This window comes from Allobosea sp. OK403, from assembly GCF_900113835.1.
Taxonomy (GTDB): domain Bacteria; phylum Pseudomonadota; class Alphaproteobacteria; order Rhizobiales; family Beijerinckiaceae; genus Allobosea.
Map to the genome: position 1 here is coordinate 342,972 of NZ_FOQV01000001.1, position 23,684 is coordinate 366,655.

The 23,684-nt window shown below is 66.1% G+C and carries 22 protein-coding genes; 11 read left to right on the forward strand and 11 right to left on the reverse strand.

The features are described from left to right. Positions 1 to 76: 76 nt before the first annotated feature. From yghX to BMZ97_RS01565, 7 genes are all read right to left on the reverse strand, one after another. The gene (yghX, locus tag BMZ97_RS01535) at positions 77 to 964 is read right to left on the reverse strand and encodes a YghX family hydrolase (protein WP_092164759.1); all 888 of its coding nucleotides are present in this window, start codon (positions 962 to 964) and stop codon (positions 77 to 79) included. Positions 965 to 1,090: 126 nt separating this feature from the next. Beyond that, the gene (locus tag BMZ97_RS01540; protein WP_244546253.1) at positions 1,091 to 1,792 is read right to left on the reverse strand and encodes an amino acid ABC transporter ATP-binding protein; all 702 of its coding nucleotides are present in this window, start codon (positions 1,790 to 1,792) and stop codon (positions 1,091 to 1,093) included. Positions 1,793 to 1,839: 47 nt separating this feature from the next. Beyond that, positions 1,840 to 2,550: an amino acid ABC transporter permease gene (locus BMZ97_RS01545; RefSeq protein ID WP_092164763.1), complete on the reverse strand. Its 711-nt coding sequence runs from the start codon at positions 2,548 to 2,550 to the stop codon at positions 1,840 to 1,842. Continuing rightward, the gene (locus BMZ97_RS01550; protein ID WP_092164765.1) at positions 2,550 to 3,248 is read right to left on the reverse strand and encodes an amino acid ABC transporter permease; all 699 of its coding nucleotides are present in this window, start codon (positions 3,246 to 3,248) and stop codon (positions 2,550 to 2,552) included. Before BMZ97_RS01550 ends, BMZ97_RS01545 begins: the two co-directional genes overlap by 1 nt. 128 nt (positions 3,249 to 3,376) lie before the next feature. Beyond that, positions 3,377 to 4,213 (reverse strand): ABC transporter substrate-binding protein, encoded by an 837-nt coding sequence (locus tag BMZ97_RS01555; RefSeq protein ID WP_092164784.1) that lies wholly within the window; start codon positions 4,211 to 4,213, stop codon positions 3,377 to 3,379. Positions 4,214 to 4,230: 17 nt separating this feature from the next. Continuing rightward, the gene (locus BMZ97_RS01560; RefSeq protein ID WP_092164785.1) at positions 4,231 to 5,451 is read right to left on the reverse strand and encodes an aspartate transaminase; all 1,221 of its coding nucleotides are present in this window, start codon (positions 5,449 to 5,451) and stop codon (positions 4,231 to 4,233) included. Beyond that, a complete protein-coding gene (locus tag BMZ97_RS01565) occupies positions 5,448 to 6,110 on the reverse strand; it encodes an RraA family protein (protein WP_092164786.1) in 663 nt (220 codons plus the stop codon). Before BMZ97_RS01565 ends, BMZ97_RS01560 begins: the two co-directional genes overlap by 4 nt. Positions 6,111 to 6,273: 163 nt before the next feature. On the opposite strand from BMZ97_RS01565, the gene BMZ97_RS01570 reads away from it, so the two are divergent. Beyond that, a complete protein-coding gene (locus tag BMZ97_RS01570; protein WP_092164787.1) occupies positions 6,274 to 7,200 on the forward strand; it encodes a LysR family transcriptional regulator in 927 nt (308 codons plus the stop codon). 37 nt (positions 7,201 to 7,237) lie between these two features. Here the strand turns inward: BMZ97_RS01570 and BMZ97_RS01575 are convergent, their stop codons facing one another. The 3 genes from BMZ97_RS01575 to BMZ97_RS01585 all read right to left on the reverse strand — a co-directional run bounded on the left by BMZ97_RS01575 (position 7,238) and on the right by BMZ97_RS01585 (position 12,126). Then, entirely contained in the window at positions 7,238 to 9,247 is a 2,010-nt protein-coding gene (locus BMZ97_RS01575; RefSeq protein WP_092164788.1) for a hydantoinase B/oxoprolinase family protein, read from the reverse strand. Beyond that, positions 9,244 to 11,292: a hydantoinase/oxoprolinase family protein gene (locus tag BMZ97_RS01580; RefSeq protein WP_092164789.1), complete on the reverse strand. Its 2,049-nt coding sequence runs from the start codon at positions 11,290 to 11,292 to the stop codon at positions 9,244 to 9,246. Before BMZ97_RS01580 ends, BMZ97_RS01575 begins: the two co-directional genes overlap by 4 nt. Positions 11,293 to 11,466: 174 nt before the next feature. Beyond that, positions 11,467 to 12,126 (reverse strand): helix-turn-helix domain-containing protein, encoded by a 660-nt coding sequence (locus BMZ97_RS01585; protein WP_069691201.1) that lies wholly within the window; start codon positions 12,124 to 12,126, stop codon positions 11,467 to 11,469. Between the two features lie 257 nt (positions 12,127 to 12,383). Between BMZ97_RS01585 and dapA the strand changes: the two genes are divergently transcribed. The 9 genes from dapA to BMZ97_RS01630 all read left to right on the forward strand — a co-directional run bounded on the left by dapA (position 12,384) and on the right by BMZ97_RS01630 (position 21,773). Further along, the gene (gene dapA / locus BMZ97_RS01590; protein WP_092164790.1) at positions 12,384 to 13,283 is read left to right on the forward strand and encodes a 4-hydroxy-tetrahydrodipicolinate synthase; all 900 of its coding nucleotides are present in this window, start codon (positions 12,384 to 12,386) and stop codon (positions 13,281 to 13,283) included. 17 nt (positions 13,284 to 13,300) lie between these two features. After that, entirely contained in the window at positions 13,301 to 14,728 is a 1,428-nt protein-coding gene (locus tag BMZ97_RS01595) for an FAD-binding oxidoreductase (protein WP_092164791.1), read from the forward strand. 124 nt (positions 14,729 to 14,852) lie between these two features. Further along, entirely contained in the window at positions 14,853 to 15,701 is an 849-nt protein-coding gene (locus tag BMZ97_RS01600) for a transporter substrate-binding domain-containing protein (RefSeq protein WP_092164792.1), read from the forward strand. Positions 15,702 to 15,804: 103 nt separating this feature from the next. Then, positions 15,805 to 16,467: an amino acid ABC transporter permease gene (locus BMZ97_RS01605; protein WP_092164793.1), complete on the forward strand. Its 663-nt coding sequence runs from the start codon at positions 15,805 to 15,807 to the stop codon at positions 16,465 to 16,467. A 10-nt stretch (positions 16,468 to 16,477) separates the two neighbouring features. After that, entirely contained in the window at positions 16,478 to 17,239 is a 762-nt protein-coding gene (locus BMZ97_RS01610) for an amino acid ABC transporter ATP-binding protein (protein ID WP_092164806.1), read from the forward strand. A gap of 13 nt (positions 17,240 to 17,252) precedes the next feature. Continuing rightward, a complete protein-coding gene (locus BMZ97_RS01615; RefSeq protein WP_092164808.1) occupies positions 17,253 to 18,527 on the forward strand; it encodes an NAD(P)/FAD-dependent oxidoreductase in 1,275 nt (424 codons plus the stop codon). Further along, complete coding sequence (locus BMZ97_RS01620; protein WP_092164810.1) at positions 18,527 to 19,495, forward strand: hypothetical protein; 969 nt, start codon at positions 18,527 to 18,529, stop codon at positions 19,493 to 19,495. Before BMZ97_RS01615 ends, BMZ97_RS01620 begins: the two co-directional genes overlap by 1 nt. Further along, a complete protein-coding gene (locus tag BMZ97_RS01625; RefSeq protein ID WP_092164813.1) occupies positions 19,492 to 20,640 on the forward strand; it encodes an alpha-hydroxy acid oxidase in 1,149 nt (382 codons plus the stop codon). Before BMZ97_RS01620 ends, BMZ97_RS01625 begins: the two co-directional genes overlap by 4 nt. Positions 20,641 to 20,846: 206 nt before the next feature. Then, complete coding sequence (locus BMZ97_RS01630; protein WP_092164815.1) at positions 20,847 to 21,773, forward strand: 2-hydroxyacid dehydrogenase; 927 nt, start codon at positions 20,847 to 20,849, stop codon at positions 21,771 to 21,773. A 432-nt stretch (positions 21,774 to 22,205) separates the two neighbouring features. On the opposite strand, the gene BMZ97_RS01635 is transcribed toward BMZ97_RS01630, so the two are convergent. Beyond that, the gene (locus BMZ97_RS01635; protein WP_092164817.1) at positions 22,206 to 22,763 is read right to left on the reverse strand and encodes a methylated-DNA--[protein]-cysteine S-methyltransferase; all 558 of its coding nucleotides are present in this window, start codon (positions 22,761 to 22,763) and stop codon (positions 22,206 to 22,208) included. A 199-nt stretch (positions 22,764 to 22,962) separates the two neighbouring features. Here BMZ97_RS01635 and BMZ97_RS01645 point away from each other — a divergent pair, with 199 nt between their 5' ends. Next, the gene (locus BMZ97_RS01645) at positions 22,963 to 23,460 is read left to right on the forward strand and encodes a GAF domain-containing protein (protein WP_092166473.1); all 498 of its coding nucleotides are present in this window, start codon (positions 22,963 to 22,965) and stop codon (positions 23,458 to 23,460) included. Positions 23,461 to 23,684 lie beyond the last annotated feature (224 nt).

The following is a 23,684-nucleotide window of genomic DNA, read 5'->3' on the forward strand; positions in this document are numbered from 1 at the left end:
TCCCTCAGGCGCTCATGATGTCCATGTCGGGCAGCTGCTGTCGAAGGGCTCATGCGAGATGGAGCCGGCCTCCCGCTCAGGTAAGGTAGCGCTTGAACCAGCCTATCGTCCGGTCCCAGGCCAACTTGGCGTTCGTCTCGTCATAGCGCGGGGTCGAGTCGTTGTGGAAGCCGTGATTGGCGCCAGGATAGATGTAGGCTTCATAGGTCTTGCCGCCCGCCTTCAGTGCCGTTTCATAGGCTGGCCAGCCCGCATTGATGCCGGTGTCGAGCTCACCATAATGGATCAGGAGCGGTGCCTTGATGCGTGCCACATCCTCGGCGCGGGGCTGGCGACCATAGAACGGCACAGCGGCGCCAAGCTCCGGATAAGCGACGGCGGCCGCATTGGCCACGCCACCACCATAGCAGAAGCCCGTGATGCCGACCTTGCCGGTGGTTTGATCGCTCTTCATAAGGAATTCGATGGCTGCGAAGAAGTCGTTCATCAGCTTCTCCGGACTGACCTGCTGCTGCAGCTGGCGGCCCTTGTCGTCATTGCCGGGATAGCCGCCGACGGAGCTCAGCCCGTCTGGAGCTAGGGCAATGAAGCCGGCCTTTGCGATCCGGCGGGCGACATCCTCGATATAAGGGTTCAAGCCACGGTTCTCGTGCACGACCACCACCGCGGGGACGCGGCTGGTGGCTTTCGTCGGGGCTACCCAGTAGCCTCGCACATCGCCATGGCCCTTCGGAGAGGGGTAGGTGATATAGCTGGCGACGATATCGGGATCGGTGAACGAGATTTGTTGCGCAAGCGCATAGTCGGGGCTCATCGTGGCCAGAATTGAGGCGGCCGTCATGCTGCCCACGGCGAATTTGCCGGCGCGATCCAAGAATTCGCGCTTGGTAATTTTTCCGTGAGCATAAAAATCGTAGAGCTCAAGCAGCTCTTGCGGAAAATCCTTGGCGGTCAGGCGCTGCACGGCACTTCCCCCTTTTTTGTCTCTGGCATCAAGAGACTGATCCTACCCCCACGCCAATCTTGTCTTCAACATTCCGTTCGCCGCAGCTGAAGGACCGCCAGTCCATTCAGCCGCAATCGCTCGTCGTCACGCCGCGCTGCCGCCATGGCGGGTGGAGGCGAGGAAGGCTTGGAGGCGGGAATGCGCGGATGTGCTGGTGAGCTCGGCAGGCTTGCCGCGCTCGAGCACCGCGCCGCGCTCCATGAACCAGATCTCGTCGGCGACCTCGCGCGCAAAACCCATCTCATGGGTGACGCAGATCATGGTCATGCCGCTGGCGGCGAGCTGCTTCATCGCGGCGAGGACTTCGCCGACCATTTCCGGATCGAGCGCCGAGGTCGGCTCGTCGAACAGCATGACCTGCGGATCCATGGCGAGCGAGCGGGCGATGGCGACACGCTGGCGCTGGCCGCCAGACAGCCGGCCAGGCATCTCATCGGCCTTCTCGGCCAGTCCGACGCGGGCGAGTTCGGCCAGGCCCCGTTCGCGCGCTTCCGCCTTGCCCATCCCGCGCAGCTTGGTCAGGCCGAGCGTGATGTTGCCGATCGCGGAGAGATGCGGGAACAGGTTGTAGGCCTGGAAGACGAAGCCGACGCGCTGGCGCAAGCGATTGATGTCGACGCCGCGGGAGGCGATGTCGGTGCCGTCGACCAGGACGCGGCCGCCCTGGATCGTCTCCAGCCGTGTCACCGTGCGGATCAGGGTCGATTTGCCGGAGCCGGAGGGGCCGACCAGCACCTTGACCTCGCCGCGACCGACCTCGCCGGAGACACCAGTGAGCGCCTGCATCGGCCCGAACCATTTATCGACATTCTCGAACCGGATCATGGTTTGCCTCATGCCGCGACGATGACGCCAGGCGCGCCGCCGCGCCCCGACGAGGTGCGCCGCTCGATGAAGCGGGCGAGCGAGGTCAAGGCGAAGCACAGCACGAAATAGGTCAGGGCCAGGATGCCATAGACCTCGAAGGGTTGGGTCAGCAGCACGTTGTTCACCTGGCTCGCCGCGAAGGTCACCTCATGGGCGCTGATGACGTAGCCGAGCGAGGTTTCCTTGATGGTCGAGACGAACTGGCTGACCATGCTCGGCAGCATGTTGTGCAGCGCCTGCGGCAGCACGACCTTGAAGGTGGTCGGCCAATAGCGCAGCCCGAGCGACTTGGCGGCCTCGACCTGGCCTGCCGGCAGGCCCTCGATGCCGGCGCGGATGATCTCCGAGAGATAGGCCGCCTCATAGACCACCAGCGCGATGATGAGCGTCTCGACCCCGCCGATCGCGCGCCCGATCACCAGCGGCGAGACGAAATAGGTCCAGAAAATGAACATGATCAGCGGCAGGCCGCGCACCGTATGCACGATCGCGGTCGCCGGCAGGCGCAGCCAGCGATAGGGGCTGAGCCGGGCAAGCGCCAGCGCGATGGCGAAGGGAAAGCACAGGGCAAGAGCCGTCGCAGCCATGAACAGCGTCATGGTCAGGCCGCCGATCGGCCCGTGCGGGTATTGGCCGACGAGGAAGAGCAGCCAGTTGTTCTCGAGGATCTCCAGCATCAGCGTGTCTCGAGCTTGAGGCGGCGATCCGAATAGGAACCGAGCGCCATGATGCCGAAGGAGATCAGGAGATAGATCACGGTGGCGACCGCGAAGGCCTCAAAAGTCTTGAAGGTGTAGCTCTCGACCTCGCGCGTGCGGTAGGTCAGTTCACCCACGCCGATCGCCATGGCGAGGCTGGTGTTCTTGAACAGCAGCAGGGTCTGGTTGATCAAGGGCGGGATCGCGATCCGCATCGCCTGGGGCAGCACGACATAGCCCATGGCGCCGAGATAGCCGAAGCCGATCGAGCGCGCCGCCTCATATTGAGCCTTGGGGATCGAGCGGATGCCGCTGCGAATATCCTCGGCGATATAGGCCGCCGAGGCGAGCCCGAGTGCGATCGCTGCCAGCAGGAACTCGCCGTGATGGGCGTTGATCCATTGCCGGGCCGGGCGCGGCAGCAGCGAGGGGACGCCGAAATACCAGATGAGGATTTGCACCAGCAGCGGCACGTTGCGGTGATACTCGACATAGAGCGCAACGAACCAGCCGAGCGGCGGCAGCGGGATCATCCTGATCAGGGTCAGGATGATCCCCATCGCCATGGCAAGGCACCAGGCGACACAGGTCAAGGCGAGCGTGGTGGCGACGCCGATCACGAACCAGTCGAGATACTGGCCGCTGAGCACGCCACGCAGGTCGAAGACATATCCCATCGCGCACCGCCCCCTGGCAGCAAGGCCTTAGAGCCCATTTGGAAATTCGAGCCCTCATCCTTCGAGACGCCGCTGCGCGGCTCCTCAGGATGAGGGCTCAGGGAGTTTCCGAACAGCCTCTGAGGCCTTCAGCCCTTGATCTCTTCGATCGGGAAATCGCGCTTGATGTCGAAGGCCGTGCCGGCGCCCAGCCATTTCGAGAAGACCGTGTCGATCTCACCGGAGCTGGCGAGCTTCGTCAGGACGCCGTTGACGTGGTCCTTGAAGGCGGTTTCGCCTCGACGCAGGCCCAGGCCCCAGGGCTCGACGAAGAGCGACTTCTCGATCACCACCATCGGCGTCTTGGCCTGGCTCTGCTGGCGCAGCTTCACCAGGATCAATTCGGAGGCGCAGAAGGCGTCGACCTTGTCCTGGACCAAAGCGAGATAGGCCGAGGAGGTGTCCTGGAAGGTCACCGTCTCCGCCGTCGGGATCAGGCGACGCACGCCCTGCTCGGAGGAGGAGCCCTTGAGCGCCGTGACCTTCTTGCCGGCGAGCTTGTCGAGCGTGGTGATGCCCGATTCCTTGGTGACCATCAGCTTCTGCTGGCTGACGAAATAGGAATAGGAGAAGTCGATCTGCTGAGCGCGCTCGGGCGTGTAGCCGAGATTGGCGGCGAGAATATCGACGCGGCCCTGCGTCAGCTCGGGAATGCGGGCCTCTACCGCGATCGGCTTCAATTCGAGCGTCACGCCGAGCGAATCCGCGACCTTCTGGCAGATGTCGACGTCGTAGCCGACGATCTGGCGGGTCTGCGGGTGCTGGAAGGAGAAGGGCTCGGCCGTGCCGAGCGTGCCGCAGATCAGCTTTCCGCGCGCCTTGATGTCGGCGAGCTGGTCGGCCTTGGCCGCAGTCACGGCGGTGCCGGCGAGAAGGGCGGCAAGGGTGGCAAGGGCGGCAAGGCCCGGGATCGAAAGCAGCTTCATGGTCTAGTCCCCTGTTTTTATGATCGTTGCAGTGCGTCGCTGGCGCGCTTCATCCGCGCGCAGGCCTCCTCGATCGCGTCGAGAGATGTCGCGATCGACAGGCGCAGATAGGGCGATAGCCCATAGGCCGAACCATCGAGCATGGCGACGCCGGCCTCCTCCAGGAAATAGAGCGCGACATCGAGATCGCTCTTCAGTTCGTGGCCCTCAGCCGTCCTCCTGCCGATCAGCCCGGCGCAGGACGGGTAGACATAGAAGGCGCCGTCGGGCGTGAGGCAGGTAATGCCGTCGATCGCATTGAGCAATTCGACCGCCCGGTCACGGCGGGCGCGATAGGCGAGGCGGGCTTCACCGACGAAGCTCTGGTCGCCTTCGAGCGCGGCTGCAGCCGCGGCCATGCTCGGGGCCGCCGCCGCCGAGGTGGTCTGCGACTGGATGACGTTCATCGCCGTCACCAGCGCTTTCGGGCCGGCGCCATAGCCGATACGGAAGCCGGTCATGGCGTAGGTCTTGGAGACGCCGTTGACCAGGAGCGTGCGCTCACGCAGCCCGGGCGCGATCGCCACGGGGCAGACCGGCTCGCCGCCGTCGAAGCGGATATGCTCGTAGATGTCGTCGGTCATCAGCGCCACATGCGGATGGCGCAGCAGCACCTCGGTCAGCGTCGTCATCTCGGCTGCCGAATAGAAGGCGCCTGTCGGGTTCGAGGGCGTGTTCAGCAGCAGCCAGCGCGTCTTCGGCGTGATCGCGGCTTCAAGCGCCTCCGGCGTCAGCTTGAAGCCGGAGTTCTCACCGCAGGCCACGATGACCGGCGTGCCGTCGCAGGCCAGCACCATGTCGGGATAGGACACCCAATAGGGCGCGGGCACGATGACCTCGTCGCCTTCGCCCAGTGTCGCTGCGAGCGCGTTGAAGATGATCTGCTTGGCGCCGCTGCCGACGACGATCTGGTCGAGCGGGTAGCTGACGCCGTTTTCGCGCTCGAACTTCGCGGCGATCGCCTTGCGCAGTCGCAGCGTGCCGTTGACCGGGGAATAGCGGGTCTCTCCGGCCGCCATCGCGGCGGTCGCAGCCTGCTGGATGTGCAAGGGCGTGTCGAAATCGGGCTCGCCGGTGGTGAGGTCGATGATGTCGCGGCCCTGCGCCCGCAACTCCTGGGCGCGCATGCGCGCGACCATGCTCGGCGAAGGCTTGATGCGCTGGACGCGCGCCGAGAGCGGGATGGCGGAGACGGTCATGAGGCGGCCTTTTCGACGATCCCGGTATAGGGCTTGTCGAGGCGGCCCTCAGTGATGTCGGTGAGCGCCTGGGCTTCGCGTGCTTCCTGCGCGCGCACCAGCGCCAGCAATTCCTCGGCATCGGCGCGGTCGAAGGTCACGATGCCGTCCGCGTCGCCGACCACGACATCGCCCGGCATCACCACCATGCCGTCGATCGCGACCGGCACGTTGATCTCGCCGGGCCCCGTCTTGTAGGGGCCGCGGTGGGTGACGCTGCGCGCATAGCAGGGGAACCCGGCCTCGACGAAGGCCGCGACATCGCGGATCGCTCCGTCGATGACGAAGCCGGCGACGCCCATCGCCTTGGCGCGGCTCATCATGATCTCGCCGACGAGCGCCTGGATCTCGTCGCCGCCGCCATCGACGACCAGCACGTCGCCGGGGCGCAGGAATTCATAAGCCTTGTGCAGGGTCTGGTTGTCGCCGGGCCGCGTCTTCACCGTCACCGCAGTGCCGACCAGATGGCCGGAGCGATGATAGGGCTTGAGGCTCTTCGTGCCGTGCAGCCGGTTCATATTGTCGGAAATGACCGCGACGGCCGCGCCGCGAAAAGCGTCGAGAATGGCGGCCGGAACGGCAGGCGCGCTCGGGTTGGTGCGGTGGCCGATCAGCGGCATGGTTTTGAACCTGCGTCAGACAAATGGTTTCGACGACAACCAATATGTGACGTCGCAATAATGACAGAAAGCGAATATTATTCGCGACCACGATCGCTTTTCTTCATGATGAAGAAGGGCTGTCGCGCGCGATTTCGAGGTCCCTTTTTTCTAAGGTCCTGCCATGCCGGCCAGCCTGAAGCAGCTCGAGGCTTTCTATTGGACTGCGACGCTGGGCGGCTTCACCGAAGCGGCGCAGCGCCTCAACCTGGCTCAGTCCACGATCTCGAAACGGATCCTGGAGCTCGAAGCCGTCACCAATGGGCCGCTGTTCGACCGCGCGAGCCATGCCTTGCGCTTGACCCGGGCCGGCGAGGCGAGCCTGCCGATCGCGGCGCAGATGCTGGCGCTGGAATTGCGCTTCCGTGAAGAGGCCAGCGGCCCGGCGAGCTTTTCGGGTCCCTTCCGCTTCGGCGCCACCGAGCTCGTCGCGCTGACCTGGCTGCCGAAGCTCGTCGTCGCGATGAAGCGAGACTACCCGAACCTCGTCCCGGTGCCGGAGGTTGCGGCGAGCATCGACCTGTTCGGCAAATTGACCACGAACGAACTCGATCTCGTGATCGGGCTCGATCCGCCGCAGACGCCCGACCTGACGGCGGTGCCGCTGCAGGCGGTTCAGCTCGAATGGGTCTCGGCGCCGGGGTTCGGCCCGGCAGAGGACTGCATCCCGCTGGGCGAGATGGCGAAATATCCGATCCTGAGCCAGACGCAGGGCTCCGGCCTGCAGCGGCTGGTGCTCGACTGGGCGGTGGCGAACGGCCTGCAGATCAACCGTGTCGTCCAGTGCAACAGCCTGAACGTGCTCGCTGGGCTCGCGGCCTCGGGGCTGGGCGTCACCTTCCTGACCGCGAGCTATTTCGCGCCCGAGATCAGGAGCGGTCTTCTGCGCGTGATCAGGACGGAGCCCGCCATTCCCCCGATCCGCTATTTCGCGGTGCACCGCGCCCGGGACCTGTCGCCGCTCGCAGCCCGGGTGGCCGCCATCGCGCAGGACTGCTGCGATTTCTCGGCGCGCAGCCTGCCAGAGCGTGAAAGCGCTTCCGTGGCCTGAGCTTGGCCGGGGCGAGGGGCCCGCCCCGGCAAAGCCATCAGGCCATTGCGCGCGCAGCCTCGGGAGCCACGTGCGGCAGATCCGTGAAGCGCGCTACGACATCCTCATAGGCGCGGTAGACATCGGCCGCGCCTTGCCCGCCCTCCGCGGGCGGGTTCTTGATGACGTGGAAGATCTGGTGCTTGACGAAATAGCGCCAGGTCACCGGCACCTCCGCGAGGATGCGCGTGAGCGCCGCGTAGCGACCGCGCGTCCAGACCTTCTCGAAGGCGATGCGACCTGGCCCGTAGCCGAACTCCGCGCTGTCGGCCTCTCCCGCCATCTGCGCGCGGAGCGTGACGGTGGCGGCGTCATCGAGCGCGAAATCCGGGCCGATGACGACGCCGTAGTCGAGGCGCGCCCGCTCCGCCGAGACCAGGCCGCGCTTCACATCGGTCAGGACGTCAGCCACCGGGCGTTCCAGGGGCGAGCCGTAGCCGCCGGCGCCCGGTCCCTGGATCAGGATGATGTCGCCGGGATCGCAGGGGACGATGTCCTGCGAGCCGAGATCGACCGCCTTCGGCGTGCCGGGATTCTTGATGAAGCGCGAGACGGCGCCCGAACGCCCGCCGACCAGCCCCCAGGCCGAGAAGACCGAGCGGTCGCGGTTGCGCGCGGTCACCAGGGATTGCGGCGCGTCGAGCTGGAACTCCATCTCCAGCCCGGTACCGCCCCGGCGACGGCCAGGGCCGCCGGAGTCCGGCACCAGCCCGTAGCGGCGGATCTTGATCGGGATTTCCGCCTCGCTGATCTCGACGGGCGTGTTCTTCAGGAAGGAGAGGTTGGCGCCGCTGCCTTCGGCTCCGTCTCCGAAGGCGCTGCCACCGGCGCCGCCGCCGACCGGGCCGATCGAGGCCATGATCGGCTGGCCGGATCTGGTGCTGGTCTTGACGTTCATGATGCTGACGGCGCTGCCCGGCGAGGCCGGCAGCCGCTCCGGCACGGCGCGGCAGAAGGCGCCGATGGTGACCGTCTGCGCCAGGTTGCAGAGCAGGCTGCGCATGCCCACAGCCGCCGGCTTGACCGCGTTCACGACCGTGCCCTCGGGCAGGACGGCCCGCGTCGGGCGCATCAACCCGGCATTCAGCATCATCGTCGGGTCCAGGCAGTAGAGCGCATAGACCGTCCCGACCGTCACCAGCGAATGGCGCTCCTTGCCGCCAGTGGGCATGTTGAGCGAGGAGGCGAGCTGGGGATCGCTGCCGGTGAAATCGACCGTCAGCGTATCGCCATGGACCTTGAGCGTCACCGCGACGCGCACGGGATAGCCGCCCGTCTGGTCCTCGTCGGCATAGTCGGCGAAGAAATACTCGCCATCGGGAATCTGCGCGATCACGGCGCGCGCCTGGCTCTCGGCATAGTCGAGCAACTGGTCGAGCCCGGCGATGAAGTCATCCTTGCCGAAACGGTCGAGGATTTCGTGGATCTTGCGCTCGCCGACATTGATGCAGGCGATCTGGGCGTTGAGATCGCCCCAGTTCTGCTCGGGCAGCCGCACGTTATGGGCGATGATGGCGAGCAGATCCTGGTTCAGCACGCCGCCGCGCATCAACCGCATCGGCGGAATCCGCAGGCCCTCCTGCTGTATCTCGGTCAGGGTGCGCGAGAGTGTCGCCGGCACGGCGCCGCCGACATCGGTGTTGTGGATGTGGTTGCCGACAAAGGCGACGATCTCGCCGTCGCGGAAGACCGGCTTCCACATGTGTAGGTCGGGCGTATGCGTCGCGACATTGCCGGTATAGGGATCGCTGGTGACGTAGATATCGCCCTCCTCATAATCGAAGAGCGAGATCACGCCGCCATAGTCCAGGCCGGTGTACCAGGTCGCCCCAAACGTCTTGGGCGAGGCGACGGTCAGCCCGTCCCGGGTCAGGACCTGGCAGGAAAAATCCTCCGTCTCCTTCACGAAGGTCGAATAGGCGGTGCGCATCAGCGTCCAGCCCATGCTCTCGGCGGCAGCCGCGCAGTAATTGGCGAGAACCTGCAGCGTGGTGTTGTCGAGCTTCACGGTGCGATCTCCGAAACGATACGAAGGTTGGCGTATTCATCGACGCGCACAGTCAGGCCGGGCGGCACGATCGTGGTGCAGTCGTCCTGGGTTATGACGGCGGGACCGGCGAAGCGCTGGCCGGGCTTGAGGTCGTTGCGGTTGAACACCGCGATGGAGCGATAGGCCCCGTCGAGCCAGGCCTCGGCATGGCTGAGCGGCGTCGCAGGTTCGGAGACGGCCTCAACGCGGCGAAACTCCGGTTTGGTGGTCTTGCCTGAGATCACGAGGCGCAGCGAGATCACCTGAACGGCGGCGGTGGGATCGGCATGGCCATAGACGCGCTCATGCTCGGCATGGAAGGCGGCGGCGAGCGCTTTCGTGTCTCCCGCGGCGACGGCTGTGGCGTCGAGCGGCGTGTCGAGTTCGAAGGACTGGCCGCGATAGCGCATCTCGGCTGAATAGGTCAGCTGGTGTTCGCCAGAATAGCTCTGGTCGACATGCAGCCAGGAGAGCGCCTTCACCTTCAAGGCCTCGAACTCGTCGCGGATGATCGCGCCGGTAGCCGGGGCGAGATCGGCATAGAGCGTCTTGATGAAGTCGCTCTTGATGTCGGCGATCAGGCCGCCCAGCGCCGAGAGCACGCCCGGCGTCGGCGGCACCACCGTCTCGCGCATGTTGAGTTCGCGGGCGAGGAAACAGGCCATCATCGGGCCGGCTCCGCCGAAGGCGAGGCAGGAGAAATCGCGCGGGTCGATCCCGAAACGCGAGACCAGCGCGCTGACATCCGAATACATTCCGGAGACGGCGATGCGGATGATAGCCTCCGCCGTCTCCTCGATGCTGCGGCCGAGCTTTTCAGCGAGCGCGCCGACAACCGCGCGGGCCTTGTTGCGGTCGATCGTCACGGCGGAATAGCCGATCTCCGAAAGACCGACGAGGCCGAGCGCGGCAAAAGCGTCGGTGATCGTGGCGCGCGTGCCGCCGCGGCCATAGCAGGCCGGTCCGGGCCGCGAGCCGGCGCTTTCGGGCCCGACCTTGAGCACGCCTTGCGCATCGACCCAGGCGATCGAGCCGCCGCCTTCGCCGATCGAGCTCACCGAGACGGATGGGATGTGGATCTGGAACTCGCCGATCTGCTCGCCGACGCCATATTGCGGCTGGCCGTCGATGATGATCGCGACATCCGCCGAGGTGCCGCCGATGTCGAGGCTCATGCAGTGCTTGATGCCGCAGACCTCCGCGACATAAGCCGCGCCGATCACGCCCGAGGCCGTGCCGGACAGGATCATCTGCACGCACTCGCTCTTGCCCTGCTCGGCGGTCATCACGCCGCCATTCGACTTGGTCAGGCGCGGGTCGACCGTGACGCCGGCATTCTTCAACGCGACCTGCAGCGAGCCGAGATAATGCGCGACGCGCGGCTGCACATAGGCGCCGATCGCCGCCGTGATGGTGCGCTCATATTCGCGGATGATCGGCCAGGTTTCGCTGGAGAGAAAGACCGGGATCTCGGGCGCCAGGCGCTCGACGAGCGCCTTGACGGCGCGCTCATGGCCGGCATTGCGATAGGAGTGCAGCAGCGAGACGACGATGCCCTCCGCACCTGCCGCCTGGGCGCCGGCCACGGCGCGGGCGACGCTGGCCTCGTCGAGCGCGGTTTCCTCGCTCCCATCAGCCTTCATGCGGCCCACGATGCCGAAGACGCGGTCGCGCGGTATCAGCGGCTCCGGCCGCTTCGAGAGCAGATTGTACATGTTCGGGATCTTGAGGCGGGCGACCTCCAGCACGTCCCGGAAATGCTCGGTGGTGAACAAGGCGAGCTTCAGCCCCTTGCGCTGGATCACCGTGTTGATGCCCACGGTTGTGCCATGGGTGAAATAGGTGATGTCGCCGGGCTTGATGCCATAGCGTTCGCCGACGAGCCTGACGCCTTCGAGCACCTCCGCGCCCGGCTCATCTGGCCGTGAGAACACCTTCAGCGTCTTGAGGCTCTGCGTATTCTCGTCGAACAGCGCGAAATCCGTGAATGATCCGCCGATATCGACGCCGACCCGATAACCCATTGCAGCCTCCAGAGCCTATCCCCCAGCTTCCGCTGGCAGCGCGCAGGCGAATAGGATTTTTCGCGTGCGTGATGGGATGGCGGGCGTGCGCCAGCCGCATGCCGGCGCGAACGCGGCAGCGCGGTCGGGGCTGGCCGGGAGCGGGCGCGGAGGAAACCGCACCGCACGCTCACCTCAGAGGTCGACGAGAACCCAGAGCACCACGGCATTGGTGGGGCCCTTCGAGGTCCAGGTGTGCTCGGTCGTGGCGTCGTAATAGACCGAGTCGCCCTTGTTCAGTTCCAGCGGCTCGTAGAGGCGGCTGTGCACGACCAGCGTGCCTTCCTGCACCATCACGAAGATCTCCGCCTCCGACTTGGCCCAGGCCGGATATTCGTCGGGGGAGCGCGCCGTCACCGTGGTCAAGATCGGGGTGGCGCGCTTGTTCTTCAGGTCGGCGCAGAGCAGCACATTGTTGCAGGTGCCGGTCGTGTGCCGGCTGCCCGCGCCGGCACGGCTGATGCTGCGCCGGCCGCCGAAGGCGCCGACGCTGTTGTCCTGGTCGGTCAGCAGGGTGACGAGTTCGACGCCGAGCCCCTGCGCGATCCTCTGCATGGTCGAGATCGTCGGCGACAACTCGTTGCGTTCGATCTTCGAGAACGCCGATGCCGAGACACCGGTCAGCGTGCTGACCTCTTGCAGCGTCAACCCGCGGCTCTTGCGCAGCTTCAGCAGGTGGGCGCCGATATCGACCGCGGATCTGAGGTCATCCCCGGTCCGGGCGGAATCGCGCTCGCCATACTCGGTGGCTTCGCGAACGGCATCGCCCCGTTCAGCCAGCGAGATTTCCGGCATGCTGTTTCTCCCTCAGCGATCCAGTGCAACCAGTGAGAGCACCTCATAGTCGCCAGCATAGGCCAAGGGAAGCGTGCTGTCTGCCCGCTTCCGACATAAAATGTCGTATAAGACATTTTTCTATTTTCGTGTTGACAGGTGCCGGATCGTCGATGAGGCTGCGTTTCCGACAGCGCGCCGGCAAAACTTCTCCGGGCCCGGCACGGCGCCGGTTCCGGATGCGAAGGCGGCAGAGCTAGGCGCAAGGATCAAGTCGGATGACACTCACGCAAGATCATTTGAGCGGCCTCTACACCGCGATCGTCACCCCGCTGACGCAGGACGGAGCCGTCGATATCAAGGGGTTGCAGGCGCTCGTTCGCTTCCAGCTCGCGGCCGGAGCCCAGGGCATCGTGCCGATCGGCGGCACCGGCGAGTATCCCGCCTTTTCCCGCAGCGAGCGCCGCAACATCGTCGCGGCTTGCGTCGAGGCGGCTGACGGCAAGCCGGTGATCCCTGGCGTGCTCTCGACCGGCTTCGAGGACGCGCTGGAGGCCGGCCGGGACTTCGCCGCCGCCGGCGCCGCCGCGGTGATGACGGTGACGCCTTATTACGCTCCGGGCACGCAAGAAGGCATGCGCGCCTATTTCCGCCGCTATCGCGACGCACTCGACCTGCCGGTGATGCTCTATCAGATCCCGCGCCGCACCACGGTCGCGGCCTTCGCCGACACGGTCCAGGCCATGGCCGAGGACGGCTCGATCATCGGCATGAAGTACTCCTCCTATGACATGCCGGACTTCATCCGCACGGTGAAATATGCCGGCGACAAGATCGCGATCCTGAGCGGCGAGGAGCCGCTCTTCGCCACCCATATCGCGCTCGGCGCCAAAGGCGGTGTTCTCGCCTCCGCCACGATCTATCCGAAGATCTGGATCGAGATCTTCGAGCTGGCTCGCGAGGGCAAGCTCAAGGAGGCCCTCAAGCTTCAAGACAAGATCGATCCGGTCACCGACGCGATCTATATCGAGACCAATCCCGGCCCGCTGAAGACCTATATGGAGCTCGCCGGCATGCCTGTCGGCGGCGTGCGCCTGCCGCTGCTGGGCCCGAGCCCGGAGACGCTGGCGAAGCTGAAGGTCGCCGCGCAAGGCGCCAAAGCCGTCAACCTCGCCTGATCCAGAAGGGCCCTGTCGTGCTCGAGCAGTTGCGCGCCATCGTCGGAGACAAGGGCCTGATCACCGCTCCCGGTGAGATGGAGCCCTGGCTCACCGATTGGCGCCAGCGTCGGCGCGGGCAGGCACTCTGCGTGGTTTCCCCGGCGACCACGGCGGAGGTTTCCGCCGTGGTCGCGCTCTGCGCCTCTGAGGGCCAGCCGGTCTTCCCGGTCGGCGGCAATACCGGGCTGTGCTTCGGCGCTGTGCCGGAGAGCGACCGGCCCGGCAAGATTGGGGTCGTGCTCTCGCTGCGCCGGCTCAACCGCATCCGCGCGCTCGACCAGGCGACGGGGATCGCCACCGTCGATGCCGGCGTCGTCCTCGGGGATCTCCATGAGGCGGCCGTGAGGGCAGGGCGCCAGTTCCCGCTGCATCTCGGCAGCGAAGGCAGCGCCCAGATCGGCGGCCTGATCTCGACCAATGCCGGCGGGACCGGCGTCGTCCGCTACGGGCCGATGCGCGATCTCGTCGCCGGGCTCGAGATCGTGCTCGCCGACGGGCGCGTGCTCACCGATCTCGCGGGCCTGCGCAAAGACAATACTGGCTATATGCTGCGCCATCTTTTCATCGGCGCGGAAGGTACGCTCGGCATCATCACCGGGGCGGCGCTCCGGCTCCATCCCCAGACGCCGAACACGGCCCACGCCTGGGTTTCGGTCGCCGATCCGGCGGCGGCGGTTTCGCTGCTGACGGCGCTGCAGGGTCGCGCCGGATCCTATATCCAGGCCTTCGAATTGGTCTCGGCCTCGCAGTTCGAACTGGTGCGCCGGCATGAGGAGCGGGCGCGCATTCCCTTCGCCGAGATCCCGGCCTGGTCGCTGCTCATCGAGCTCGGCAGCGAGGACGCCACGACCGCGCTGAATGCGATCCTGGAAGAGGTGCTGGGCGCTGCCTTGGAGAGCGGCGGCATCATCGATGCGATCGTGGCGACGTCCGAACAGCAGGCCGCCGATTTCTGGCATGTCCGCCATTCCGTCTCGGAGGCGAACAAGAAGGAAGGCATCGGCATCGTCCATGACGTTGCGGTGCGGACCTCGGACGCTGCCGCCTTCATCGCGGCGGCCGACAAGGTCGCCGCCGAGCGCTTTCCGCAGGCGGTGACGCAGGTCGTCTGCCATCTCGGCGACGGCAATGTGCATTACATCCTGATGTTCCAGCGCGAATTCTGGAACAGCCTGGAGGATGAGGATGCCTTTGCGCTCGAGGTCGAGCGGGCGATCCATGATGCGGCTGCGGTTTTTCAGGGCACCTTTAGCGCCGAGCACGGTGTCGGCCGCAAGCTCACCGAGGAGTTGGAGCGTCTTGCCGACCCGCTCCGCTACGAATTGATGGGGCGGGTCAAGGCGTTGTTCGACCCGCAGAATCTGATGAACCCCGGCGTTCTCCTCACGGGCAAGCCCGTGTGAGGAAGCCGGGGGACGATCCGCTGTCGCCTTCGATGAGGGGGGCGCAGGACGGAGGCCCGCCAACGCAAGCGGGTGCCTGCCTCATCGGTTACGAGGCTTGTTTTCAACAATCGGGAGAATCGACATGATTGCACGCAGGGATCTCGCCGGCCTGATCGGCGCCGGCGCCGTGGCAGCCACCGCGCTGTCGCTGGCGTCCAGCAGCGCCAGCGCCCAGAGCGCGTCGCAGAACACCTTCGACCGCATCCTCGCCACCAAGAAGCTGCGTCTCGGCGCGGTTGCCGCTGGCGCGCCCTGGTTCATGAAGGACCAGGCGACGGGCAAATGGGCCGGCCAGTTCTACGATATCGGCTCGGCGCTCGCCGCAGATATGGACGTGCAGCTCGAACTGGTCGAGACGACCTGGGGCAATGCGATCCTCGACCTGCAGGCCGACAAGATCGACATCATGTTCGGCCTGAACCCGACGCCCAAGCGCGCCATGGCGATCGATTTCTCGGGCACGGTCTATGACAGCGCTCTCGTCGTGATCGCGCGCCCGGGTTTCGAGCCCAAGACCTGGGCCGAGCTCAACGACCCCAAGGTCAAGATCTCGGTCGATGTCGGCTCGGCCCATGACCAGGTCGCTGGCCGGCTCTGCCCCAAGGCGCAGATCGTGCGCTTCAAATCGATCGATGAAGCGACGCTTGCCCTGCGCAGCGGCCGCGTCGACGCCCAGTGCATCTTCTGGATGGGCGGCGTTCGGGCGGTGAAGCGCGATGCCGGGCTCGGCAAGGTCGTGGTCCCGCAGCCTCTGTTCGGCTCGACCTCCAATGCCGGCTTCCGCCGCGAATCCGACAAGACCTGGCGCGATTTCGTCTCGATCTGGATCACCTATTCGCGCGGCCTCGGCATCGTCCGTGAGGCAGTGGTCGCGAGCCTCGCCAAGGTCGATCTGTCGCTCGACGACATCCCTCCGGGCGTCACATTCTGAAGCCTTTCGACCACCGGCTCCGGGCTCAGGCCCGGAGCCTTCGCGTCGTAGCTTCCGCCTGGCAGAGGCCGCGGCGCCAATAACCTCCCGGAGGAGGGACAGAATGTATCAGTGGCATTTCGACATCGTCTGGGGCTATCGCTGGCTGTTCCTGGCCGGAACCGCGGTGACGATTGGCTTGACGATCGCGATCGTCATCCTCGGCATGGCCGTCGGGCTCGTCGCCGGCATCGCCCAGATCTCGCGCTCGCCGGTGCTGCGCTGGCTCTCCTGGGCCTATATCGAGATGTTCCGGCTGACGCCGCTGCTCGTGCTGCTGCTGTGGTTCTATTATGCCCTGCCGATCATGACCGGCATCAAGCTCGACGCGCTTCCCGCCGCGATCGTGACCCTCTCGCTCTATGGCGGATCGTTCTACGCCGAGGTGATCCGCGGCGGCATCGTCTCGATCGAGCCCGGGCAGTCGGAGGCCGGGCTCGCGCTGGGCATGACGCCAGCCCGCGTGATGCGCCGCATCGTGCTGCCTCAGGCGATCAAGCGCATGATCCCGCCGCTGATGAACCAGTCGATCATCCAGTTCAAGAACACCTCGCTGGTCTCGGTGCTGGCGGTGCCGGACCTGCTCTATCAGGGCCAGATCGTGGCGATGGACACCTATCGCGCGCTCGAGACCTACACCCTGATCGCAGTCATCTATGTCGTCGTGCTTCTGCCGCTGACGGCGATCGTCAAGCGCGCGGAAAAGCAACTCGCGCAGAGCAACTGAGGCCACGACGATGAACCCCAAGATCGAGGTCTCCGGCCTGCGCAAGAGCTTCGGCTCCCTGACCGTGCTGCGCGATATCAACCTCACCGTCGAGCCAGGCGCGGTGGTCGCGCTGATCGGCCCCTCCGGCTCGGGCAAGTCGACCCTGCTGCGCTGCCTGAACCTGCTGGTGATCCCCGAAGGTGGCAAGATCCGGATCGGTGAGAGCAGCTTCTCCTTCGGCGACAGCTCGAAGCTGCCGGGCGTGCGCGAGCAGGCCCGCTTCCGCTCCAACACCGGCATGGTGTTCCAGCACTTCAACCTGTTCCCGCATATGAGCGTCCTCCAGAACGTCATGGAGGGGCCGCTCTCGGTGAAGAACATGCCCAAAGCCGAGGCGCAGGCGCTGGCGCGCCGTTTGCTCGCCAAGGTCGGCCTGAGCGACAAGGTCGATGTCTTCCCCAACAAGCTCTCGGGCGGCCAGAAGCAGCGCGTCGCGATTGCCCGCGCGCTCGCCATGGAGCCGGAGGTGATGCTGTTCGACGAGGCGACCTCGGCGCTTGATCCCGAGCTCGTCGGCGAGGTCTTGGGCGTGATGCGCGATCTCGCCGCCGAGGGCATGACCATGATCATCGTCACCCACGAGATGGGCTTCGCGCGCGAGGTCGCCGACCGCGTCATCTTCATGCGCGACGGCGTGATCGTCGAGGAAGGGCCGGCGCGCGAGGTCATCGAGAACCCGGTGCAGGACGCGACCCGCGCCTTCCTGAGCCATTTCCACAATCGCGGCTGAGCGGACCAGGGCGATGGCGCGTGAGGCTTCCCAGACCGTCGCCGTCATCGGCGCCGGCATCATTGGCCTCTGCGCGGCGCTGGAGATCCAGCGCGGCGGGCACAGGGTCGTTCTGATCGAGCCCGAGGAGCCCGGCGGCCGGCAGGGGGCCTCCTATGGCAACGGCACCTGGCTTAGCCCGGCCTCGATCATGCCGATCTCCGTTCCCGGCCTCTGGCGCAAAATTCCAGGCTTCCTGCTCGACCCGACCGGCCCCTTCGTGATCCGCTGGCGCGACCTGCCCGGGCTCGCCGGCTGGCTCCTCCGCTTCGTCCTCGCCGGGCGCAGCTGGGCGCAGATCGAGGTCTGCGTCGCGGCGCGCTACCCGCTCTGCAAGGACACGGTCACCGACCACGCCGCCTTGGCGCAGGAGGCCGGCGTGCCGCAATTGATCCGCAGGGAGGGGCTGATCTTCGTCTATCGCGATCGCACCGAGTTCCTGGCGGAAGCCCGCGAATGGGAGATGCGTGCTGCCCTTGGCGTGCGCTCCTCGCAGATCGAAGAGGGTGAATTGCGCCGCCTGCTGCCGCAGCTCGGGGCAGCCTATCGCTTTGGCGCCAGACTCGACGATGGCGGCCAGGTCGCCGATCCCGGCGCCTATTGCCGGGCCCTGGCCGAACTGGCGCTGCATCGCGGGGCGACGCGCGTCGCGGCCCGCGCGACAGGCTTCAGCATCACCAATGGCCGCTTGCGCGCGGTGGAGACCGATCACGGTCCCGTTGCCTGCGATCGCGCCGTGATTGCCGCGGGTATCGGTTCGCGCGATCTCGCCCGCCGCGCCGGCGACGCCGTGCCATTGATCTCGGAGCGCGGCTATCACGTCGTGATCCCCGATCCGGGTGTGGAGCTTAGCGCCGGGCTGATGCCGTCCGACGGCAAGATGGGCGTGGTTTCGACGCCGCAGGGCCTCAGGCTCGCGGGGCAGGTCGAGCTTGCGGCTGTCTCGACGCCGCCGGATTGGCGCCGCGCCGATATCCTGCTCGGCTTCGCCCGCGCCATGTTTCCCGCGCTCGCCGAGCGGTTCGAGCGCGCCGAGATCGACCGCTGGATGGGCCATCGCCCCTCGACGCCGGACGGGCTGCCCTGTATCGGGGCGGCCTCGGCATGCCGCGATGTGGTCCACGCCTTTGGCCATGCCCATACCGGGCTGATCCAGGCTCCGGCCACGGCGAAGCTGGTCGCGGCGCTGATCGACGGGCGCATCCCGCCCTTCGATCCGTCTCCTTATTCGGCAAAGAGGTTCGGCTGATGAGCAACGATCTGCTCTATCTCTCGCGCGGCGACGTCCAGGCGCTTGCCATTGCGCCGTCGGAGGCGCGCGAGGCCGTATTGCAGGCCTTCCGCGACCATGCCGCCGGGCTGAACCAGAGCCTGCCGAAGAGCGCGCTGGGTCTCGGCCCCGGCCATGGCTTCCAGGCGATGACGGCCGCCTCCTCGGCGCAATCCATCGCCACGCTGAAATGGGTGTCGATGGCGCCCGTGCCGCCCAAAAGCCCGGTACCGGGCATCAATGCGCTGATCTGCGTCAGCGATTATGTGAGTGGCGCGCCGATCGCGGTGCTCGACGGCGACGAGATCACGTTGATCCGCACCGCTGCCTTGTCGGCTGCTGCTGCGTCCAGGCTCGCTCCGCCGGCGCCGCGCACGATCGGTTTCATCGGCTGCGGGCTGCAGGCGCAAGCCCATCTTGCGGCGTTCCTCGATCTCTATCCAGCTCTCACCTCTGCGTTGTTGTTCAGCCGTAGCCGCGCCTCGGCCGAAAGTCTCGCCGAAGCCGCCTCCGTCCGCGGCCTCACGGCGGAGGTCGTCGACGATGCGGATCTGCTGCTGGCGCAAAGCGACATCGTGATCTCGATGGTGCCCGGCGCGCCGGGGCTGCGGCCCTTCCTCGATGCCAACAGGATGAAGCCGGTCGCCTTCGCCTCGGCTGTCGATATCGGCCGCAGCTGGCGTCCTGAAACGCTGCCTGCCTTCGACGTGCTCGTGACCGACAGTCTCGCCCAGTCGAGCGCGCCCTATGATGTCGACGGACAGCCGGTGACGACCGTCCGCTTTCAGCACGATCTCGTCGAGCTTGCTGACGCGTCGCATCCGGTCGCGGCCGGGCGCCGTTCGTTCTTCTGCTTCCGTGGTTTTGCGCTCGCCGATCTCGCGCTTGTGCATCTGGTCGTCGCCAAGGCGCGCATTGCGGGCATCGGCGTCAAGCTGCCGCGATGACCAAGCCCGCCTTCGCCCACCTCCTGAATGTCGAGGACGTACGCCGGGCCGCCAAGCGGCGTCTGCCGCATGGCCTGTTCGAATATATCGACCGCGGCAGCGAGGACGAGCTCTCGATCTCCGGCAACCGGCAGCAGCTCGATGCGATCCGGCTCGCGCCTTCGGTTCTCGTCGACGTGTCGCAGCGTTCGCTCAAGGCGGAAATTCTTGGCCATTCGCAGCCGCTTCCGCTGGTGATTGCGCCCACTGCCATGGCGGGGCTGGTCTGGCATGATGGCGAGATCGCGCTCGCCAAGGCAGCGGCGCGCGCCGGCATCCCTTTCTGCGTCTCGACGCAGTCGATCACCTTGGTCGAGCGCATCGCGGCGGAATCCGGCGCAAAGCTCTGGTTCCAGCTCTATGTCTGGAAGAACCGGCAGCGCACGCTGGCGCTCATCGACCGCGCCTGGGCGGCCGGGGCGGAAACGCTGGTGCTGACGGTCGATACGGCCGTCGGGCCCAACCGCGAATATAATCTGCGCAACGGCTTCGGCATTCCGCTCAAGGCCTCGGCGCGCGCCGGCATCGATCTGATGCTGCATCCGCGCTGGACGGCGTCCGTGATGCTGCGTTCGCTGCTCGCCTCGGGCGTGCCGACCTACGCACATTATCCCGAGGAGTTCCGCACCAAACTCGGGCGGAGCTCGCTCTCCGACGAGCTGAACCTCGCCACCGACGTGACCTGGGACGATGTCCGCCTGCTGCGCCAGCGCTGGAAGGGCAAGCTCATCCTCAAGGGCATCTTGCGCGTCGACGATGCGTTGACCGCGCTCTCCCGTGGCGTCGATGCGATCGTGGTCTCGAACCATGGCGCGCGCAATCTCGACTGCGCGCCCGGCCCGATCGAGGTCCTGCCCGCCATCGTCGCGGCGATCGGGGGCCGCATGGAGATCCTGGCCGATAGCGGCGTGCGCCGCGGCGCCGATATCGCCCGCTTCCTGGCGCTGGGCGCAAGCGGCGTCCTGATCGGTCGTGCGACGCTCTATGGCGTCGCGATCGGCGGCGCGGATGGGGCAGGGCGCGTCCTCGATCTCCTGACCCATGAACTCAATGTGACGATGGGCATGCTCGGCGCGCGCAATCTGGCCGATCTGCGCCGCTGCTGAATCTGTTGGCAGCACCTGCCGGAGCGATGTCGACACGGACCATCATTGCATACAAGACAGAGCCTTCCCGGGACGCTAGAGCCGTCTCCGATCCAACTGGATCGGAGACGGCTCTAGCGTTTGTTTTGATGCGTTTTCTTCACGCGACCCGGTGCCCACTTCGCTCGAAAACGCTCTGAGGAACATACCGTAGCGCGAGGAAAACTATGATCTTTCTGTACAAATCCGAGGCTGTGCGCGGCAATCACTGGAAGGCCGTCTTCGAGGAGCGCGAGCCCGATCTGCCGTTTCGGATCTGGCCGGATGTCGGCGATCCCGCGCTGGTCAAATACATGGCGGTCTGGCTGCCGCCCGACGACATCGCGACCGGCTATCCCAATCTCGAGGTGCTGTTTTCGGTCGGCGCGGGCGTTGACCAGTTGAACCTCGATCTGGTGCCGCCAAACGTCAAGGTCGTCAGGATGCTCGACCCGAGCGTGCCGCAGATCATGGCCGAGTTCGTCACGACGGCGGTGCTGTCCCTGCATTGCGATGTCCTGACCCATATGGACCAGCAGCAGCGCGGGCTCTGGAATCCTTTGCTGCCCGAGATGGCGGGGAGCAGGCGGGTGGGCGTGCTCGGGCTTGGCCAGTTGGGCAGCCTGGCGTGCAAGAAGCTGGCTTATGCCGGCTTCAAGGTCGCCGGCTGGAGCCGGTCGCGGCATGAGATCGAAGGCATCGAGACCTTTTCCGGGGAGGGTGAGTTCGACGCCTTCCTCGGCCGCAGCGATATCCTGGTCTGCCTCCTGCCATTGACGGCGGAGACCCAGGGCATCCTGAACGGTGAGCTCTTCTCCAAGTTGCCGCATGGCGCCATGCTCGTGAATGTCGGGCGCGGCGGGCATCTCGATCAGGACGCCCTGCTGGCGGCGCTGGATAGCGGGCAGATTTCCGGCGCGGTGCTCGACGTGACCGATCCCGAGCCGCTACCGCCCTATCACCCGATGTGGACGCATCCGCGCATCCTGCTGACGCCGCACATTGCGAGCTCGGCGCAGCCGGGAACCTCCGTGGAGGTCATCCTCAGGAATCTCGACTTGCTGCGAGCGGGCCAGGAGCCGATCGGCCTGATCGATCGACAGCGCGGCTACTAGCGCGCGTCATCTGCGCTCGGAACCACGGCGTCATCCTGGGCGACCGAAGCGGAGGCCCGGAATCCGAAGCGCGTCATGGTCGGGCTTGACCCGACCATCTCGTAAACCAGAGCACTCTGGTCACGAGTTTCTCGGGGCCAGCCCGAGAAAGACGCCTTATGATGGTTCTGTGGCCAGCCGCCCAACCTAATGGCTCCGCGAGGCCAGCGTCGCGTTGAGGTCGCTCGTCGCCTGCAAGGCGCGCCGGCGCACCAGGAATTGGTCGAGGAGCCGTGACACGACCTTGGTGATTGCCGTCGTCCCCAGGCCATGACAGCCGGGATTTTTGCGTGCGGCTATGGCGGCGTCCTGCGCATGCAGGAATGCAGATGCGAGCTGACCGGGCTCGGGGCAGGGGGACGAGGGTGCGTATGCACCCTTGATCCGCACAACTCAGGCGGCTGGCGGAACGCCACGCTCCGCTTCCCGCCACGCCGTCGCATATCGCGCGACAGCCTCTTTCTCGCGCTGCAGCAGCGCCTTCTTGCGATAGACGCCCCAGCGATAGCCTGAGATCGAGCCGTCCTTCCTAAGGACGCGGTGGCAGGGCACCAGGATCGCGATCGGGTTGGCGGCGATCGCCTTGGTGACGTCGCGGGCATCGCGCGTGTCGAGCCGCGCAGCCAAGGCTCCGTAATGGGTGGTCTCACCCATCGGGATATCCCGGAGCATATGCCAGACGCCGATCTCGTAGGGCGTTCCGCGCAGATCGAGCGGGATGTCCGGCGCGAGGCCCGGCTGCTCGACCAATTGCGCCATCGCGCCAACGAGCTCGGCCAGACCATTTTCGTCGCTGACGATCTCTGCGCCCGGGAAGCGCCCATGCAGCGCTTCCTCCACGGCCGGGCGCTGGCTAGCGAATTCGAAGGCGACCAGGCCCTTGGTCGAGACCGCGACCAGAAAGTCGCCCAGGGTGCTTTTGCCCCATGCAAAGCGGATGATGTCGCGCATGGCTTTCTCCTGTCAGCTCCTATTGCTGGTCCTGGAGATAGGGGCCGAAGGCATCGTCCTCCACCCGATTCCTGCGCATTGGAGATGCCCCGGGGAGATGTCCAAGCGGCGAGCGGGACCGATGGTCGCGGCGGCGTACGACATGTTAGGAGGGGCCGGCAGGATGCCCACATCCAGGACATCTCGATGAGGAATGGCGATGTTCGAAGTGCTCGCGATCGCGACGGACGACAAGGCGGAATTCTATCGCGAATTGTCGCAGCAGCTCGAGGCTCTGCTGGCCGGGGAGGGCGATGCGATCGCCAACGCCGCCAACACCTCGGCGCTGCTGTTCCAGATGATGCCGGGCCTCAACTGGGCCGGCTTCTACATCATGCGCGACGGCGAGCTCGTGCTCGGGCCGTTCCAGGGCAAGCCGGCTTGTGTGCGCATTCCGGTCGGGCGCGGTGTTTGCGGTGCTGCGGTCGAGCGCCGGCAGTCGATGCTGGTCGAGGATGTCCACGCCTTTCCCGGCCATATCGCCTGCGATGCGGCTTCCCGCTCCGAACTGGTCGTGCCCTTGCTCCGCGACGGCAAGGTGATCGGGGTGATCGACCTCGACAGCCCGCATCCAGCCCGGTTCGACGTAGCCGATCAGGCCGGCATCGAAGCCATCGCCGCGATCTATCTCGCGGCGAGCGCCTCGATCGCGCCCTGACATGGCGGCATGGGGCCATGCCTGAATCCGGGCCGATCCGGCCGTGACAACCATCCGGCATCCGCCTATCGTTGTAACCGTCGGAACACAGCGCGAAGCGCGTGCGGACAAACCGTGGACCGATCCTCGTCGTTTCGACTGGCGGGATCGAACCGCGCGCCATCGTTTGGTCGTGAGGAACGCCAAGCTGTCGAGACCAGACCGACCGGTCGCCTGTCCCGCCC